A 17,649-nucleotide genomic window follows, 5' to 3' on the forward strand; every position below is an offset into this window, starting at 1 on the left:
GCGGAAACGGCAAATGTAAGAGGCAGATGTTACGCGCGATCCTTTAGCTGCATGTATATTAAAAAATAAACAAAAGGGTATCCTAACCTTGGAATTACTTTGCAAGCGCCTATGGCATACATATGCGCGATGCGCCGAGGAGGATACCCTTATGTTTTGTCCGGTTTGCAACGGAATTCAACCGCTGCAAGGAAGCTGCACAGCTTGTAATGGTACGGTGGTGGATTGTGGTCGATTGTCGGACCTGGCAGGCCCTTATGCTCCTTATGAGCCGATCGATTATGAGCTGCAATTAAGCGGTGATGATGTGCGAGATACCGGAATTTGCAAGCATATCCTATTTTGTTCGTCTTGTATGCAAACAACTGAGGTTACGGTTACGGAGTGGCAATAGATTTCTTGTTCCGAACTACCTGCTATGCGGTAGCCTTGTAGTTTTCCGGATTGACATGCCTTCGCTTCAATTCGATAGCTAACATTCGAATAAATTCTGGCTCCAATTCAAATTGGATAGCTGCATAATAAGTATCTACCAGCATTTCGTCCGATAGTAGCTCCATTACTACACACCCTTTCTTCCATACTTTGGTTATTGCTTCCTCATAGTAGCATGGCACTATTCCGGAGGACAACAGTCCCTGTTATTCACATATCATTGTGGATACGATGTGCATAGCATGTGTATATACGTCGATTATTGAGGAAAATCAGCATGTATAATGTGGATACAGTTATCCACAATCCAAATTTTACCCATTTCTATAAAAAACTTTAATGAGATTCTATGACTCTATTAATAGAATATATCACCGCCGTAAGATGAGCCAATGATAAATACGCCCCGTTTGAGGGGGCGTAGCTTTATCATAGGTTATATTTATTCAAATTAAATAGAATGAAGTAAATGGTCAATGCGGCCTGGTATTAACCTCGAATATCCAAATATCCCCTTGCTTATCAATTCCGTAATCGAAGCCAAGCTGTCCGATCCCCGGATATTTCGTTTCCAGCACGCTGGTTGCCAGCACGGTCAGCTCGCGCATTTTGGTCTTTTTCGCTGAAACCTGTGAAGACGAAATCGATTTGCTGATCCCCTGCGCGGCTGTAACCATCCTGCCGCCGCGGCATAGGTTGGTAACGAATAGTCCTTGTCTCGCGATCCTCCCGACCATGGAGCGGTATACCCAGCCCTTTTCCGTTTTTACGTATTTTACGCGGTAATCGATCGGCCTGCCGTTAACGGTAGCCAGATTTATCCCTTTCTGAATGAGATATGCCCGGCCTCTCCGTTGTCTATTAAGAGCGCCTACTAACGCTTTAAAACTAGTAAAACGTTTCGTCTGCGAATAATAAGTATAGGCATAATAGCCGGCAGCATTCCGCGTAACTTTAATGACGCCGTGTCCGCCGGCTCCTTTCACCGGTTTCACAACAACCATCTGATGTTCTTCCAGCATACGTCTCAAATGATCCGCCGTAAATCTTGACGTTGGAGGTATATGCGGGGCAATATCGGGATGCGACAGCAACGCCGCCGTTTTCACCCACTTGCTAGCAAGCGACCTGCCCTTTTGTTCACCCATTGCCTTCAATCTCCTTTCCTACCGCTTCCTCCATAGCATATGACGGCGCACTACCTGTCTCTTGGATGAATGACCGAGGTTAGGAGCCTTTTTTGGCGAGAATCGTTTTGCTATATAAATAGAAAAAGACAAGCGTCATCGGGAGCTTCGCTTGTCTTGTGTGTACGAGGGTTTTATGAATCCGATTTTTTCTCGAGCGCCGCCTTCAGCTTATCGGCAAGGCTGCCCGACAACGTCGTATTATCGCTGTATTGCTTAATCAGCTGTTGATTCTGCTTGCGGTTAACTTTGCCGCCCTGCTTGTCGCCAAGCAGTTCGATAACGTTACACGGCTTGCACTGGGCGAATTTCCCTGCTTTGCCGTCACGGATCTCCATTTTCTTATGGCATTGCGGACAGCGCTTATTCAACAATACCGGCTCCGCCGAGCGCCGGTATCCGCATTCGCGGTCCGAGCATGAAAGCGATTTGCCCCGCTTTCCCTTCACCTCAAGCAGCGGCTTCCCGCACTCCGGGCACCGGGAATGCGTCAGATTATGAGGCTTGTATTCCTTCGTCTCGGCGATCACCTCGGATACCCACTTCCCCGCTTGCTCGCGGATGCCCCTCATGAATGCCGCAGGATCGCCTTTCCCTTTGGCGATCGCCTCCAAGTCGCGTTCCCACTTCGCAGTCAATTCCGGGCTTCTGAGCTCATCAACAACAAGCTCTACCAGCTGCTTTCCTTTACCTGTCGGCATCAGTTTATTCTGCGATCGCGTGATCGTATCCGTACTCAATAGTTTTTCGATAATATCCGCGCGAGTAGCGGGCGTTCCCAAGCCATGCTTCTCCATGCGCGTGAGAAGTGTCGCTTCCGTATAACGGGAAGGCGGCATCGTACGAAGCTCTCGCACCCTTCCTTGCTTGACCGGAAGCGTCTGCCCAAGCGAAAGCGGCGGCAGCAGCTGCGCCGGCTGACGGTCAGCATAGCTTTGTCCTGAAGCGTCTCCGTCGTCGTCCTCCTCTTCGTCCGCGCTGGCATCGGACTGATAGATTTCCTTCCAGCCTTTGTCCTTCTCGATTTTGCCTTTCGCATAGAAGCGGTCTTTCCCGACAACAAGCACGACGCTCGTCTCGTCATAACGGTAAGGTCCGTAGAACAGGGCGATGAACCTTCTGACAATCAAGTCGTACAGCCTGCGTTCTTCACTGCTCAGCACAGCCAAATTAACGAATTGCTCCGTCGGAATAATGGCGTGATGGTCCGTGACCTTGCTGTCGTCGACGATCCGCTTCGTAACCGGCAGCGTTCCCCTCAGCAGTCTTCGGGCAAGCTGCGAGTAAGGTCCGACGGCTATGCTTTCCAGCCGTCCCTTCAAGGTCGGTACCATATCGCCGGACAAATAACGTGAATCTGTCCGCGGATAAGTTACCAGCTTATGCTGCTCGTATAGCTTCTGCAGCACGTTCGAGGTCTGCTTGGCGGAGAAGCCGAGCCGCTTATTCGCATCCCGCTGAAGCTCGGTCAAATCATAAGCTTGCGGATGGGGCTCCGTTTTCTCTACCGTACGCAGCTTATCCACCTTGGCGGCCCCATTCTGAATGCGGGATGCCGCAAGGTCGGCTTCCTCGCGGTCCCATATCCGGCCGTCATGAGCGTCCTGCTCGCGCCACAGCGCGGCGAACGGGCCGAAGTCAGCCGTAACGTTCCAATAGGGCTGCGATTGAAACGACTGAATGTCCTGCTCCCTCTCCATCAGGATCGACAGCGTCGGGGTCTGGACACGGCCCGCAGCCAGCTGCGCATTATATTTGGTTGTCAGCGCCCTGGTCACGTTTAAGCCGATCAGCCAGTCCGCTTCTGCCCGGCATACGGCCGAGGCATACAGATTGTTATAATCCTTGCCCGGCTTCAAGCCGTTAAAGCCGTCTTTGATCGCTTTATCCGTCTGCGACGAAATCCATAAACGCTTGAACGGCTTGCGCCAATGGACGAGCTCCATAATCCAACGGGCAACAAGCTCGCCCTCGCGCCCGGCATCCGTCGCGATGATAAGCTCGCCGATATCCTGCCGTTTGCACAGCTGAGCCACTGCCCGGAACTGGTGAGAGGTTTCTTTCATTATTTTTAAATTCATTTTCGGAGGAAGCAGAGGCAAATCCTCCAGGTTCCATGTTTTATACTTCGGATCGTATTCTTCGGGCTCTGCCAACGTTACTAAATGGCCCAGCGCCCAGGTTACGACATAATGAGGCCCCTCGATATAACTTTTATTCTTCTGACTGCAGCCGAGCACACGGGCGATTTCCTTGGCGACGCTCGGTTTTTCTGCAAGCACTAGCGATTTCATCCGGATATTCTCTCCATTCATCGAATGCGCGTCAGTCCGGCGCCATTCGTTTACTATGACGAAACGATACCATAGGCTTTCAGCCTGCGCAACGCATCAAGCGTAATAACGCCTTTCCAGTCCCGTTCGGCCCGCGGCCACACGTCTTGAAATTCCGCCCAGCCCCATGATGGGGACCATGATCCGTCAGAGTGCTGCTGAGCAAGCAAATGACTCAAATAGGGGAACACACTGTCGCGCAGTTGACCGTAATATAGCGACGATTGCGTCTCCGCAGCCTGAACCGGCGACAAGCAATAACCGTCCCACTGCCGGGGATCGGTCGTAACGCAGTTCCGCACCATTTCATCCATGGCCGGTTTCACCTCGTCAAGAATGGACGCCGGTACAAGCTCAGCGAAGCGGAGGCAGCAGAGCAGCTCGTGAAAATCGTTCCGCGAGGATTTCTCGTTCATATACGTGATCGCGTGCTGCGTAAGCTCATCAAGCAGCGAAGCCGGCACAAGCGAGGAATAAGCGTGAAAATAGCCGACCAGCTCAATCGCCGGATTGCCCCAGCCGTCATGCGCAGCGTTATAGTTCCACCACGGTGCGCGGGGAGCTGTCTCCGCCTCTGCCGGCACAATGTCCCAGCCGTGCTTTTGAACCGTATCGTAGGAAGAAACCAGATAGCGGATTGCTCCCTGAACGAGCGGAGAATGGCAGCTTGCCTTCAGCGATGTCAGATGTTGCAAGGCGACTGAAGTAGCCAGCACCGAGGAAGCCGCCAACCGCACATCCGGCTCCAGGCCGTGCCCGAAGCCGCCGTCCGAATTTTGAAAAGCAGCCAGCTCCCGCAGCGCCTCCTCGGAAGAGCCTGCCTCGAATTCATAAGCAAATAATGCGCGTTCAAGCGGCCTTGCCGACTCCTTTATAAATTGGACTGCCCGATCAAACCGCTCCTTTAACATAACTGGTTTTTCCATTTACATGTTCCTCCTTCAACTTTTGATGAAGCAAAGGCCGTTTTATCCGTCTGCTGCGGGCTTCGTCATACCGAGTTTCCGATATCCGCCCGTCCATATTTGAATCCGATACTAACTATCGTAAATAATCGGAGGCTGATTAGCAATCATTTCCCTGCCATTACTGACCATTTGGCTGCAAGATTCCGATTATGCTATAGTAGGTTCAGCCTTTATTTCTGATAGATGATAGATTAAGGAGTGTCGATTCGATGAAACCGCGATTAATTGTGATTTTATTTAGCATATTGCTTGTCTACAGCGGCATTACCTTCTTTATCGGATGGAACGGCTGGCTGTTTCTTTCTACTTTATTAGATGCTCGCCAAGAGCTCGCCGGCATATATTGGATCTGCCTCTCGGTCATCGCTTTCTCCTACTTTATCGGCCGTGCAGCGTATCGCGCCCCGCTTAGGCCGCTAGCGGAAGCGCTGAAGCTCATCGGCTCCTATTGGTTCGCCGTGCTGCAGTACGCCGTCCTCATCCTGCCGGCTGCCGACGTGACCGCCCTTCTTCTAAGAGCGGCAGGCGCTTCCAAATCCGCATACATTATCGGGGTAGGAGGCATTGCCATCCTATTAATGGCGGTGCTCATCCTGCGCGGCTCCTGGAATGCGTGGAATCCGGTTATCCGAAAATATGCGCTGCAGGTTCCGAAGCAAGCAGGAGGCTTCAACAAGCTGACGATCGCAATGGCATCCGATCTTCATCTTGGCACGATCGTGGGCAACCGCCATTTGCGGCGGCTGATCGAGAAGGTGGAGCAAATCAAGCCCGATCTCATCCTGCTTCCGGGCGATATTCTGGACGACGACATCGAACCGTTTATTCGTAAAAATATGTCAGACGTCCTCGGCAAGCTGAAAGCGCCGCTAGGCGTTTACGCAGTGACCGGCAACCATGAATATATCGGCCGCAAGGTTCCCGAATTCATCGCGGCTATGGATGCCATCGGAATTCGCGTCCTAATGGACGAAGCGGCGCTGATAGACGGCAGCTTCTACGTGGTCGGCCGCAAAGATAAAGCCTCGGCAGGCTTCGGAGGCGAGGAAAGGCTGCCGATTCGAGAGCTTGTCGCTGCGCTTGATCCTTCGCTTCCGCTAATTCTGCTGGACCATCAGCCCTCGGACATAGCGAAGGCTGCCGAGCACGGCATCGATATCTCCTTGTCCGGCCATACGCATCGCGGCCAAATGATGCCGAATCATTTGATTACGAGGCGTTTGTTCGAGCTGGATTGGGGATATTTGAAGAAAGGCGGATTGCACGCCATCGTATCGTCCGGCTTTGGCACTTGGGGACCGCCCGTACGGATCGGCAGCAGGTCCGAGGTGATCCAGATCGACGTAGAATTCGTACCGTCCCATTAATGCGCGTTGAAAGAAGGAAGGGGCTGTTCCTCAAGGTTTTCACCTTGGGAACAGCCCCTTTCCCTTTTATTACAAGAATAAGAAGTCCATCGGTTCTTTCCGCTAATGAGGTGCGACACCGATAAGCGAAGAGAGAACGATACCGGCTTTGCTGCCAAGTGCCATGCCTATCAAGGCCGCACTGAGCTTTCTCATTGCGATGTCCCACCTTTTCTGGCAACATAGATCGAGAGCCAGAACATGAGCAGCGCCAGCACCGGATGAACCGCGCCGGCCCCTGGGACGTTTGCGGTGAAATATTGGGCGAATATAAGGACGAACAGAGCTCCGCTTAACCAGCGCAGCCGGACCGGCACCTGGCCGGCAAACGAGCAGATCAGCATCAGCACCGGCAAGTATTCGAACAAATGAACGAATGTCGCATGCATCTTCCAAGCGCTCGAATCGCTGAAAAGCGCCATGCCTGCGATGAAGGTTTGTACGATGATGCAAGCGACGAATAACCAAGCGAAGATTAGGAAGGCGCCGCGGAAGAATCGGACTCTTCCCTTCTGCTCTTTGTGTTGTTCCATGATCAATAACCACCATCCATTCCGTTAATGAGATCATTATATCCGGGTCATGTTGTGAACTTATGACGAAGCTGTACCCGTTCCATGAAATATGCCTGATAAGCGGGAACAGCGTGTATACTGGGAATAACAAATCTATATAAGTTAATCGAGGTGGACAGATATGCCGCATACATTGCTGCTTGTGGACGATGAAGTGAAGGTGCTGGAATTTATGGAGCCTTTCCTGCGTCAGGAGGGGTACCATATCGTAACCGCTCTGACGGGCAAAGAAGCTTTGAATAAAGCAAAGGAGCACCAGCCGGCCGTCGTCGTGCTCGACTGGATGCTTCCGGAGATGAACGGAATCGACGTATGCAAGGAGCTCCGCAAATGGAGCCGCGCAGGCGTCATCATGGTAACGGCGCGCGCGGAAGAGGCGGACAAGGTTATCGGACTGGAAATTGGCGCCGATGATTATATGACGAAGCCTTTCTCCCTGCGCGAGCTGTCTGCCCGCATCCGTTCCGTGATTCGCAGGCTGGAGGGCCGCGATAACGTCCCTTCGGCGGAGCCCCCGTCTATTCAGCGCGGTGAGCTGTCCATTTCCGAAGCGCACTGCCGGGTATCGTACAAAGGCAAGGAGGTCCAGCTTACACCGACGGAATTCAAGCTGCTGCTCACGCTGGCCGCCAAGCCGGGCATCGTCTACAGCCGGCTGCAGCTGCTGCAGTCAGCGCTCGAGGACGATTTTCTCAATGACGAGAGGACCGTGGATGCCCATATCAGCCGGATTCGCCGAAAGATCGAGGACGATCCCGCGAACCCGACTTACATTCAGACGGTATACGGCTTCGGCTACCGGTTTGGAGACCGGCTGTAACCTTTGGATATTCCAATGTGAATGAGCGGTTAAAAGAATTAACCTGCAGCATTTAATAGAAGGAGAGGCCGCCGGGCTGTATGCCCGGCGGCCTTCTTCTTATCGCGCCGCTAGAAGCCGCCGGCAAGCGCTGTTTTCAGAAATTTCCCCGTATAGGAGCCGCTGGCCATCGACACCTGCTCCGGCGTGCCTTCCGCCACGAGCTCGCCGCCTGCCTCGCCGCCGTCGGGACCTATATCTATAACCCAGTCCGACTCCCGGATCAGCTCCAGAGAATGTTCTACGACGATGACCGTGTTCCCGGCATCAACAAGCTTATCTAATAGAACCTGCAGCTGCCGCACATCTGACGGGTGCAGTCCCGTCGTCGGTTCGTCCAGCAGGTATAACGTATGCGTCTTTGTTTTTTTGCCGAGCTCCTTCGCCAGCTTAATCCGCTGTCCTTCTCCTCCCGACAAGGTTTTCACCGATTGCCCCCACTGTAAATAGCCGAGTCCGACCTCGCACAGCAGCTCGATCATGCCGGCGATTTTTTCTCTGCCTTTCAGCACCTTCAGACTTTCCTGGACCGTCATGTTCAGAAGATCGGAAATCGAGCAGCCTTCAAATGTCACTCGCAGCACCTCGTCCTTAAACCTTTTGCCCTTGCAGGACGGACATTTCACCTCCAGATTCGGCAGAAAGCTCATATCGACCGCGACCATGCCCAGCCCTTGGCAGGCCTCGCATCTTCCGCCCGGGGTATTGAAGGAAAAATGCTTCGAGGTCAGCTTGAGCCGCTTCGCCTCCGGCAAGCCGGCATACAAATTGCGAAGCTGCGTGAATACGTCCGTGTAAGTCGCAATGTTCGAACGCTGCATCCTTCCAATCGGCGACTGATCAACCATGATCATGCTGCCGGCATGCTCGAAGCCGGTAATGCCGTCGCAGCCTTCCGGCGCGTGTTGCCCCGCTTCGCCGGCTTGTGCAAGCAGGTCGAACAGCAGCGTCGATTTGCCGGAGCCTGATACGCCCGTTACGGAAATTAACGTGCCAAGCGGAAAGCTGACATGAATATGCTTCAGGTTGCGGGCATGCGCATTAGGTATCGTTAGATGCCTGCCGTTGCCCTTCCTTCTTCTTCGTTCCGGCGGAGGGCCGCTCTCCTCTCTCAAATAAGCGCCCGTCACAGAGGTTGGACTTGCCATCAGCTCCTCGAGGCTGCCCTCCCCTACGACATTTCCGCCAAGGTACCCCGCTCCCGGCCCGATATCGATAATATGGTCGGCCGCGCGCATCACCTCCACGTCATGCTCGATGACGAGCACCGTATTTCCAAGATCGCGAAGCTGTTGAAGCACATGAATGAGACCGGCCGTATCCCGCGGATGCAGACCCGTCGTCGGCTCATCCAAAATATACAATACGCCGGTTAATCCCGAGCCGAGCAGCTGCGCCAATCTGAGCCGCTGCGCTTCGCCTCCGGATAACGTAACCGTCTGACGATCAAGTGACAGATAACCGAGTCCGACATTAATAATCCGCCTTACCCGTTCGGGCATTTCAACGAGGACTGGCTCGATAAGATGTCGGCCTTCGGCTGGAATCGCGTCCCGAAGCCTGTCCAACCATGTCAGCACCTCCGCGAGCTGCCATGCCGATACGTCTGAGATCGATGCGCCAGCGACCGTAATCCTGCGGATTTCCTGTTTAAACCGGGCCCCGCCGCAGCTGCTGCAGGTCCGCTGCCGGAAGAAATCCCCTTCCTTCTCCATACCGGCCTGCTCCCCGTCCTTTTCCTTATAACGGCGCCACATGCCGGTAACGATGCCTTCGAATTTCCCCCCGGATACAGTCTTTGGAAGCTTGGCATCCGGATAATGGCGCATGAACTGCCCGCTTTCCACGCCGTAATACAGCAGATCTCTTTGCGCGGGGGAAAAATCCTTTAGCGGCATATCCGGGTCAAATTCAAAGCCGTAATGCTTGGCGGCCGCAACCAGCGTATAGGAATAATACTCGATGATGCTGTCGTAAAGGAAGGTGACGCAGCCTCCCTTAAAGCTGAGCTCCTGATTAAAAACGGCATCCAGATTCAGGCTCGCCACATGGCCCAGTCCGCCGCAGTCTTCACATGCTCCCTCCGGCTTGTTGAAAGAGAAATGAGCCATGCCCAGCCTCTCGATTGTCGCATTGCAGTGCGGACAATGGATGTATTGTCCTTCATGCTCCTCCTCTTCGTCTGCCGAACCCAGATCGACGGCATCGTGAAAGGACGGAGGAATTCTTTCTTCGCAGGAAGGGCAAATTCTTTCGCCTAATCTCGAATAAACAAATCTCAAAAAATGATGAATATCCGTCACCGTTCCCACCGTCGACCGCGGATTTCGGTTCGTGACGTGCTGGCCGACGCTGATCGACGGGGAGAGGCCCGCGATGGACTCTACCTTCGGCTTGCTGACCGAATCCGCAACCATGCCCATTGACTCCATGTACTGCCGCTGACATTCCCTCTGCAGCGTGTCCATGGCGAGCGTCGATTTGCCGGAGCCCGATGGCCCCGTAAGCACGACCAGCTTATATTTTGGAATCGAGAGCGTCATATTTTTCAAATTGTTTTCCCTTGCTCCCTTAATAACGATAGCTTCTTTCATAATCTCCTCCTGTTTCGTGATTTGTTGCTGTTTTCTACAAGCGTACTACATTGATGCAAATGGGAAGGTTATTCAGATTTCACCCATAAAAGACGCGAATAGTTTGACAAAAGCATAACGATGGAGTTTAATGTTTTTAAGAGAAGCCAGGAGTTGATTTCATGAACATTCGTCCGATTGATATCGCGCGGAAACTGCACATTAGCACAACCGCTTTGCGCCATTACGAGGATTGGAAAATCATTCCTCCCGTTGAACGGGGAGCGAACGGCTACCGGATCTATACGCAGGTGCATGTCGGCTATTTTGAATGTATACGCGCGATGAACGACGGCTTCGGGATGCAGCTGACATCGAAGGTGATGAAGAAGATCATACGCGGAGAGACAGACGAGGCGCTGTGGCTTATGAGCGGCTCGCAGGCAGCGCTCTATCAAGATAAATTGATTGCCGAGAAAACGATTAAGGCGCTGGAATCGGAAGAAATTCATACCGTTCAGCCGGGCAGGAGAAAGAAAGGAATGACGATCGGCGAGGTGTCCGAACTAACCATGATACCAAGCTCGGCGATCCGGCACTGGGAGAAGATGGGGCTCATCGCGATAGAACGCGACAAGGAGAACGGCTACCGATCCTTCAGTCCGGCGAATGTCCGGCAAATCCTGATCATCCGCACGCTGAAGGCCGCCGTATGGTCCCTTGACATTATCAAAAGAATTATTAAGGAAATCGATGATAACCATGTCGAAAATGCGATCAAAACCGCGCGGGAGTCGCTTCATTTCTTAAACCAGATGAACCTCAATCAGCTGCGCGGAGCTTCCTGTTTGCATAAGCTGCTTGAGCTTTTGAAGGAATCGGATTCAAAATGAAAAGGCCATTGATTTCACGGTCCGCGGAATCAAAGGCCTCTTTTTCAATTTGGCCGCACTTGGCGTGCGGATTCCCCTCTGACGAGGGTGACGTAAATACGTTCGTTATCGACGGGTTGGCCCGTAATCAGCTTGATCAACTGCTCGGCCGCGAGCGCGCCCCACTTATGCTTGGAATAATCGATCGTAGCAAGGCGGGGATGCGTGTATTCGGCCAGCTCCATATTATCGAACCCGACGATATGAATATGCTCGCCGATCCTGACCTCTGGATGTGCCGATGCCAAATAATTATACATGCCGACCGCCATTTCGTCATTGAAGCAGAACACGGCCGCAATGCCGCCTGTATCCGAGAGGATCTGTTTCGCTGCGCGCTCGCCCGCCGCTTTATTAAAATCGCCTTCTATGATGCTGAACGTCAGGCCTTCCGTGCGTTCCGCCGATTGCTTGACGGCCTGAAGCCGCTGTCTCGAATCATAGGAGCCCGCCGGTCCTGTCACCGCATAAATCCTCCGGTGGCCGAGCCCGATCAAATATTCAGCCGCAAGCGTTGCCCCTGCTTTGTTGTCGAGAAGCACCTGATTGACGTTCTTATGGCGCAGCTCCCGATCCAGCACGACCAGTTTATGCCCCCGGTTCGCGTAGTTGATTAGCTCCTCGCTGTCAAAGGTTTCGTCCAAAATGATGGCGCCGTCGATCATCCGCTCCGGCAGCATCCGATGCGATTGCTTGCCGCTGCACACAATCAAATCATACCCCTTCTGCGTTAACGTTTCCTTTGTTCCCTGCAGCAGGTCGCCATAGAAAGCGCCGCTGAAATCGGTAAGAAAGACTCCCACAATTTTCGTTTCCCTCGTCTTCAACGTCCTCGCAGCGGCATTCGGAATATAGTTCAGCTCCTTGGCCACGGCCAAAATCCGGGCGGTCGTCTCATCCGTAACTTTGCGGCTGCCGTTAAGGGCATACGAAACCGTCGAAATCGAGACACCCGCCTGTTTAGCGATATCTTTAATACTCACCACAGCAATCGCTCCTATTCTCATGACCCTAATAAGCGTAAATTTATCCACACATGAAATTTCAAAGGACCGGCGGTTCTTATAAGGCCGCCAGTCCGTATCGTTTACTTAAAGACTTCAATTAAATTACCATCATCCTTCAACGCCGCCTTCAACAGCCCGGAGCTGATTCGAACGCCGCCTTCGCGGTAACGGTTGGCAACCGGCTGCAGCTGCACATCCGCGCCGTTGACCGATACCCGTCTTACCCTCTCTTCCTTCCCGAGCGAATACAGGAAGGTTACCGGATAGCCCGCCCATTCGAATTCGAACCGCAGTCCGTCTAAGCCTGCCGGCAGGACCGGATCGATAACCAGGTCGCCCTCAAGCTGCCGGATGCCGAGCGCGTTCGAAATGAGCTGATTCATATAGATCCCCGGGCCGCTGGAATAGATCCGCCAGCCGCCCTTCACCGGCACGGCGCCGTCCTTCAACTCTCCGAAACGCTCCTGCGCATCGTAACGGTTGTTGAACTTTCCGTCGGAGCTGCTGAAGTAAGCATTGCTCTGGCGGAGCTCCGCATTAGGAACGACATCGAGAAGGCCGACCGGGTTAATCATCATAAGGCCTTGCCATACTTCGCCGGACTTGCCGAGCTTAGCCATCGCCTCCACATAACGGATATGGGCATGCACGTACTGCAGGCCGATCTCCCTGCCGAAGTTGGCCGCTTGCTCCGCTCTCTTGAAGTTGGTGCTTATACCGCCCGTATAATGTGCAGGACGATTCATGAGACGAACGCCGTCGGGACAATAAAGCCGGTCTTTAATAATCCGGTAATGCGCCTCTGCCTGCTCTCCGGTCAGCAGCTCGCCGATTATGCTGCGGGTCATCGGCAGAAGTCGGTACTGGATGCCGGTCGTTTTATCCGTCGGATGCAGCATCAGCTCGGCTTGACCGGGCTTCTCCATATACACGAAGCCGGGAATGACATCCTTCTGCAGCATATATCGATTGAAATCCGTTTGAATATCCGCAGCCAGCTGCTTCAGATCAGCGGCAACTGACGCATCTACTTCCGCAAGCACGCTTGCGAATTGGGCAATGACCTGATAGGTCAATGCGACGGTCCAACTGCTGATCATGTTTTGCTTCAGCTGCGCATTCGCCGGCTGGAGCGTATCGTCCCAATCCCCGTCGCCATAGGAGGACAAATGGGTATCATGCAGGAAATGATTTTTGATATAATCGATTTCCTTCAGCGCATGGTCGAGCAGCGTCGCGGAATGAGCCGTAAACTCGCCGGTATGCCGCACGGAATAAGGCGCAAGCTCGCTTAAAATGCCATAATCCTTCGTTGCGGCCAAATAATCGCCAAGCACCTTGAGCGGCCAGACGATTATGTCGCCGTGGCTCTCCTCCTGCTGGATACGGTAATAACGGTCGAACATGAACCATTGCGGCCAATTGCCGTCGTCCTCGTACTGATGGGAGTAGACCGTCTTTAAAATTTCGGCTACCCGCTCATACTTGTGGGTGGCCATAAAATATTCGGTCGGCCCCTGGCAGACGTCCCGCGTTCCCCATGCGGCTCCGCCATACTGCTCCAAGCCGTGCGGCACGGAATAATGGACGAGCATATTATGGGTATACCACCATGCCAGTGCGTTCATCTTGTCCAGGTCAGCCGAAGCTCCCACGCCATCGCGGGAGAGGCGGAAGCCGTTCATCACCTGACTGAAGAAACTCCGGTATCGTTCAATTTCCGTCGCCGCTTCCCGCTCCGCGAATGGAAGCTCCTCTCCGTGGATAAGGCCCTGCATCGTTATCGTCCATTCCTTGCTTTCGTCCAGTTCAAGCACGACGAGGGAAGCGGCGCCTGCCTGGACTCCGTCTGCCAGCAAGCTTTCATCCGCGACGTTCATGCCCGCGCCTGTCACCTGCAGCGTGTACCGCAGCTTCGGAAACACGTTTTTGCTCATGGAAGCCGGATCGGCTTGGAAAGTCAGCACGTTGCCTTCCCACTCCATGAGATACGGCAATTCATATTCGTTCACGTTCATAGATACTTGATTGGTTACCAAATAACGGTAAGTCCGGCCGCTTGCGGAACGAACGTGAAGACGGACTTCCGGCGAATCGACGGTCGTATAATTCGTTATAATCAAGGTGTCGGCGTCCGTTTTATAATGCCAGCGCGCGTAGTTGAACCCGATCTCAAACAAAGACGGCATCGTCAGCAGCCGGTATTTGCCTTCCATCTGAACATAAATGCGCTGTCCGGAGGTTTTCAATACATTCAAGGCATTGCGCGCATTCGTCATCATTTTGTGGAAATTCGTATTTCCGGCAAGCAGCTGCGAATTAAATATACCGTACATATAAGAAGTGGTCGTCATGACGTTATCCGTCATCCGGTCATTGCCGCCTGACATTAGAATATGGCCGTGCGGACGCTCTACGAAGAGCTCCTTCTCCTTCAGCACGACATGCTCATGCGTGTTTGTAAAAAATGACAGCAGCTTGCCGTTCCGCCGTTCCTCCTGGCGGCGCTGAGAGAAGCCGGCTTCAACCTCCTCGTCCGTCATCGCTAGCGTACGCAGCGGAGCGCCGATTGCGGCGGCTATCGCGGTTTGCCGAACGGGCTTAGCAGCTGCGGCGCTTTCCGCCTGTACTTCTTTCCAAGCCGCCTCTATTTCATCTTGATATTCCAAGTATTCGATCGTCGATGGATGATCCTCTTTAAATATTCCGTAGAATACGAAGCGCTGCTGCGCATCAAGCGTTACCCGAGGCGATTGTAGCGCTGCATAAGTAAATTCATATTGATAAACTTCGTTCGCAAGCGATTCCCGCTTCAGCGCTTCGGGCTCATCCGTTTCTTTGTAGGTTAATCCAAAAAATTGAAAGCCGTCCGTCGAGTAGCCTGCCGCCCCGGTCATTGAACCGTGCTGCATATACGGAAACGCGCCCCGCTGCTGGGGCTGGTTCTGCCGGAAGCAAAGGACGCAACCCTTTCCGTCAGCCTGGAAAACCTTGTTGTCGACGTACTGGGACATATAAGCTTCGTTTGTACGAACGGCTCCTTTATCAGCCAACCCGATATCCTGGCCGTATATCACGTCGATAACCGCTTCGTCATGCCGGTCAACCTGCACATCCCAGAACCAAATTCCGCCCTGCGCCAGCTTGAAGATTACTTTGTAAGCTATGCCGCCAAATACGGTGCCCTCCCACATCATCCGTCCTTCCCACGCCGACAAACGGCTCGAAGAGCGGACGCCGAGCAGAGGCGAATAGGCTATGCCGTCATCGCTGTGAAGACGGATATAAATATTGCCCATCGAGCCGTCAACCGGGTTAGCGATAACCTGATTAAGCATCGTCGTTTTGTGAAAGGCCGCGCCTAAATCGCCGCTGTTCAGAAAATCAAACCGGATATCACCGGCCTCCAGCCGCAACATTTTTTCCATCGAATCCGCTAAGGCTTTCATGCAAACACTCCCATTCTATTTGCCGCAAGCTGCAGCAGCTGTCCGATCTTCTCGTCCAATGTCATCTTCTCCAGAAGAGTAACCAGCTGTTTGTTCATCAGAAACGTCCTCCCGTGCATTCCGAGCTTCTTCTATCGTTACTGTTTGCTTTTTCTGCTAACTTTACAACCTAAAAATTTCTAAAATCCGGCTTTTGGTGTCGAAACGTTTCGAAATCAACTGATTTGGATTATAAACAATAAAAAACGAACCGTCAATTGTATAAAACGATAAATCGAAACGTTTATATTTTGAGAGGATAACATTTTGATCCGAAAATAAAAAGGGGTTGAATACGATTTCAACATGCTCTATAATGAATTCGAAACGTTTCGAATCCGGTAGAGGGTTGGGTTTTAATTGTCTTAAGATCATTGTATTTTATGAATCGAAACGTTTCTCATCCTATACATTGAATGAGAAACGGATGCATAAACGGCTTTTGAAGACTGGAGGTGCAAGCAGCGGAATAGGCGAAGGAAATATTCATAAAATACACCGGTTCTTAGCTGTTATGTGAATAACTTGTACTCGATCACTGCATAGTACTTAAAAGAACTTCATCACCCGGGAGGAATTATAAAATGCTTAAAAAATCATTAGCAACCGCACTTGCCGGCTCCATGCTACTCGCAGGCGTCCTGACTGGCTGCGGCGCCAATACGAACGACACGGCGGAAGGAACGGGGGACGAGAAGGTTACCCTCAACGTATGGGGCATGGGCGAGGAAGCTAAATCGCTTCCGAAGATCGCCAAGCAGTTCGAGAGCGAGAATCCGAATATTAAAATTAACGTACAAGCGCTCCCATGGGATACGGCGCATGACAAGCTGTTAACGGCCGTTGCTTCGAAGAAAGGGCCGGATGTGCTTCAAATGGGTACGACCTGGATTCCTGAATTCGCTTCTGCCAACGCTCTTATGGATTTGAAACCTTACGTAGAACAATACCCTGAGCTTGCCGAAGAAAACTTCTACCCAGGCTCGATCGCCACGACAAAATATGAAGATAAAACAGTAGGCGTGCCTTGGTATATCGATACGCGTTTCCTCTATTACCGCACAGACCTTCTTCAAGAAGCAGGTTATGACGATGCGCCCCAAACATGGGATGAGCTGAAGGACGCGGCTGCGAAGCTTAGAGCCCGCGGCGGCAACAAGTACGGAATCAGCCTTGATGTCAATGAACAATCGCTATTATTCATGTTTGCCCGCCAGAATGGTTCGAAGCTGATCGAGGACGGCAAACCGCAATTCAACCAGCCGGAATTCGTTGAAGCGGTTAATTATTTGAACAGCTTCTTCCAGGAAGGCTCGGCTCCGATCGATCTGGGAATGGATATTATTCCTGCGTTCAAGGGCGAAGGGATTTTGCCGATGTTCATTAGCGGACCTTGGATGATTAAATTGATCAACGATCAAGCGCCTGAATTGAAGGGCAAATGGGCGACAGCCGTTCTGCCGAAGAAAGAAAATAACCTGTCGTCGCTGGGCGGCTCCAACCTGTCGGTATTCCAGCATACCAAGCATAAAGATGAAGCCTTGAAGTTTCTGGCTTACATGAGTAAACCGGAGACGCAGCTGAAATGGATGGAGCTCACGACATCCATGCCGGCAACGAAAAAAGCTTGGGAAGATGAAGCGTTAAACGCGGATCCGAACGTAAAAGTAATCGGCGAGCAAATGAAAAATGCGGAGCCGATGCCGGTCATTAAGGAGTGGGAAGAAATCGCCCAAAACGTTCTTACGACATTCGAGAAAATTTATCGCGGCAAAGAAGACGTACAGAAGGAATTGGACAGCTTTAACGCCAAGTCCGAGGATATTTTGACTAACTAATGATCGCCGCAAGCCGGTAGCGTTCTTCTTGAAAGAAGACGCTGCCGG

General features: G+C 52.4%; 12 protein-coding genes. 4 read left to right on the forward strand and 8 right to left on the reverse strand.

Going from position 1 to position 17,649, the window contains the following annotated elements; genetic code table 11:
• Positions 1 to 416: 416 nt before the first annotated feature.
• From sda to H581_RS0128225, 4 genes are all read right to left on the reverse strand, one after another.
• Positions 417 to 560 (reverse strand): sporulation histidine kinase inhibitor Sda, encoded by a 144-nt coding sequence (gene sda / locus H581_RS39410; protein ID WP_036720453.1) that lies wholly within the window; start codon positions 558 to 560, stop codon positions 417 to 419.
• Positions 561 to 908: 348 nt separating this feature from the next.
• Positions 909 to 1,583, reverse strand: a complete 675-nt coding sequence (locus tag H581_RS0128215) for a YheC/YheD family protein (protein WP_029192187.1) — start codon at positions 1,581 to 1,583, stop codon at positions 909 to 911.
• Between the two features lie 173 nt (positions 1,584 to 1,756).
• Positions 1,757 to 3,916 (reverse strand): DNA topoisomerase III, encoded by a 2,160-nt coding sequence (locus H581_RS0128220; protein WP_029192188.1) that lies wholly within the window; start codon positions 3,914 to 3,916, stop codon positions 1,757 to 1,759.
• A 53-nt stretch (positions 3,917 to 3,969) separates the two neighbouring features.
• Positions 3,970 to 4,881 carry a hypothetical protein gene (locus H581_RS0128225; RefSeq protein ID WP_051251434.1) on the reverse strand — a complete coding sequence of 304 codons (912 nt, stop codon included), beginning with the start codon at positions 4,879 to 4,881 and terminating at the stop codon, positions 3,970 to 3,972.
• A 251-nt stretch (positions 4,882 to 5,132) separates the two neighbouring features.
• Between H581_RS0128225 and H581_RS0128230 the strand changes: the two genes are divergently transcribed.
• A complete protein-coding gene (locus tag H581_RS0128230; protein ID WP_029192190.1) occupies positions 5,133 to 6,290 on the forward strand; it encodes a metallophosphoesterase in 1,158 nt (385 codons plus the stop codon).
• Positions 6,291 to 6,481: 191 nt separating this feature from the next.
• Here the strand turns inward: H581_RS0128230 and H581_RS0128240 are convergent, their stop codons facing one another.
• Positions 6,482 to 6,862, reverse strand: coding sequence for a DUF6220 domain-containing protein (locus H581_RS0128240; protein ID WP_029192191.1), 381 nt, complete (start codon positions 6,860 to 6,862; stop codon positions 6,482 to 6,484).
• A 163-nt stretch (positions 6,863 to 7,025) separates the two neighbouring features.
• On the opposite strand from H581_RS0128240, the gene H581_RS0128245 reads away from it, so the two are divergent.
• Entirely contained in the window at positions 7,026 to 7,724 is a 699-nt protein-coding gene (locus tag H581_RS0128245) for a response regulator transcription factor (RefSeq protein WP_029192192.1), read from the forward strand.
• A 110-nt stretch (positions 7,725 to 7,834) separates the two neighbouring features.
• On the opposite strand, the gene uvrA is transcribed toward H581_RS0128245, so the two are convergent.
• Positions 7,835 to 10,357 (reverse strand): excinuclease ABC subunit UvrA, encoded by a 2,523-nt coding sequence (gene uvrA / locus H581_RS0128250; protein ID WP_029192193.1) that lies wholly within the window; start codon positions 10,355 to 10,357, stop codon positions 7,835 to 7,837.
• A gap of 161 nt (positions 10,358 to 10,518) precedes the next feature.
• Between uvrA and H581_RS0128255 the strand changes: the two genes are divergently transcribed.
• Complete coding sequence (locus tag H581_RS0128255; RefSeq protein WP_029192194.1) at positions 10,519 to 11,229, forward strand: MerR family transcriptional regulator; 711 nt, start codon at positions 10,519 to 10,521, stop codon at positions 11,227 to 11,229.
• A gap of 44 nt (positions 11,230 to 11,273) precedes the next feature.
• Here the strand turns inward: H581_RS0128255 and H581_RS0128260 are convergent, their stop codons facing one another.
• Together H581_RS0128260 and H581_RS0128265 are read right to left on the reverse strand one after the other, a co-directional pair.
• Positions 11,274 to 12,254 (reverse strand): LacI family DNA-binding transcriptional regulator, encoded by a 981-nt coding sequence (locus tag H581_RS0128260; RefSeq protein WP_029192195.1) that lies wholly within the window; start codon positions 12,252 to 12,254, stop codon positions 11,274 to 11,276.
• Positions 12,255 to 12,355: 101 nt separating this feature from the next.
• Positions 12,356 to 15,724 (reverse strand): GH36-type glycosyl hydrolase domain-containing protein, encoded by a 3,369-nt coding sequence (locus H581_RS0128265; protein WP_029192196.1) that lies wholly within the window; start codon positions 15,722 to 15,724, stop codon positions 12,356 to 12,358.
• A 623-nt stretch (positions 15,725 to 16,347) separates the two neighbouring features.
• On the opposite strand from H581_RS0128265, the gene H581_RS0128280 reads away from it, so the two are divergent.
• Positions 16,348 to 17,601 carry a sugar ABC transporter substrate-binding protein gene (locus H581_RS0128280; protein WP_029192198.1) on the forward strand — a complete coding sequence of 418 codons (1,254 nt, stop codon included), beginning with the start codon at positions 16,348 to 16,350 and terminating at the stop codon, positions 17,599 to 17,601.
• Positions 17,602 to 17,649 lie beyond the last annotated feature (48 nt).

Origin of the sequence: Paenibacillus harenae DSM 16969, from assembly GCF_000422465.1 — a bacterium.
Taxonomy (GTDB): Bacteria; Bacillota; Bacilli; order Paenibacillales; family Paenibacillaceae; genus Pristimantibacillus; species Pristimantibacillus harenae.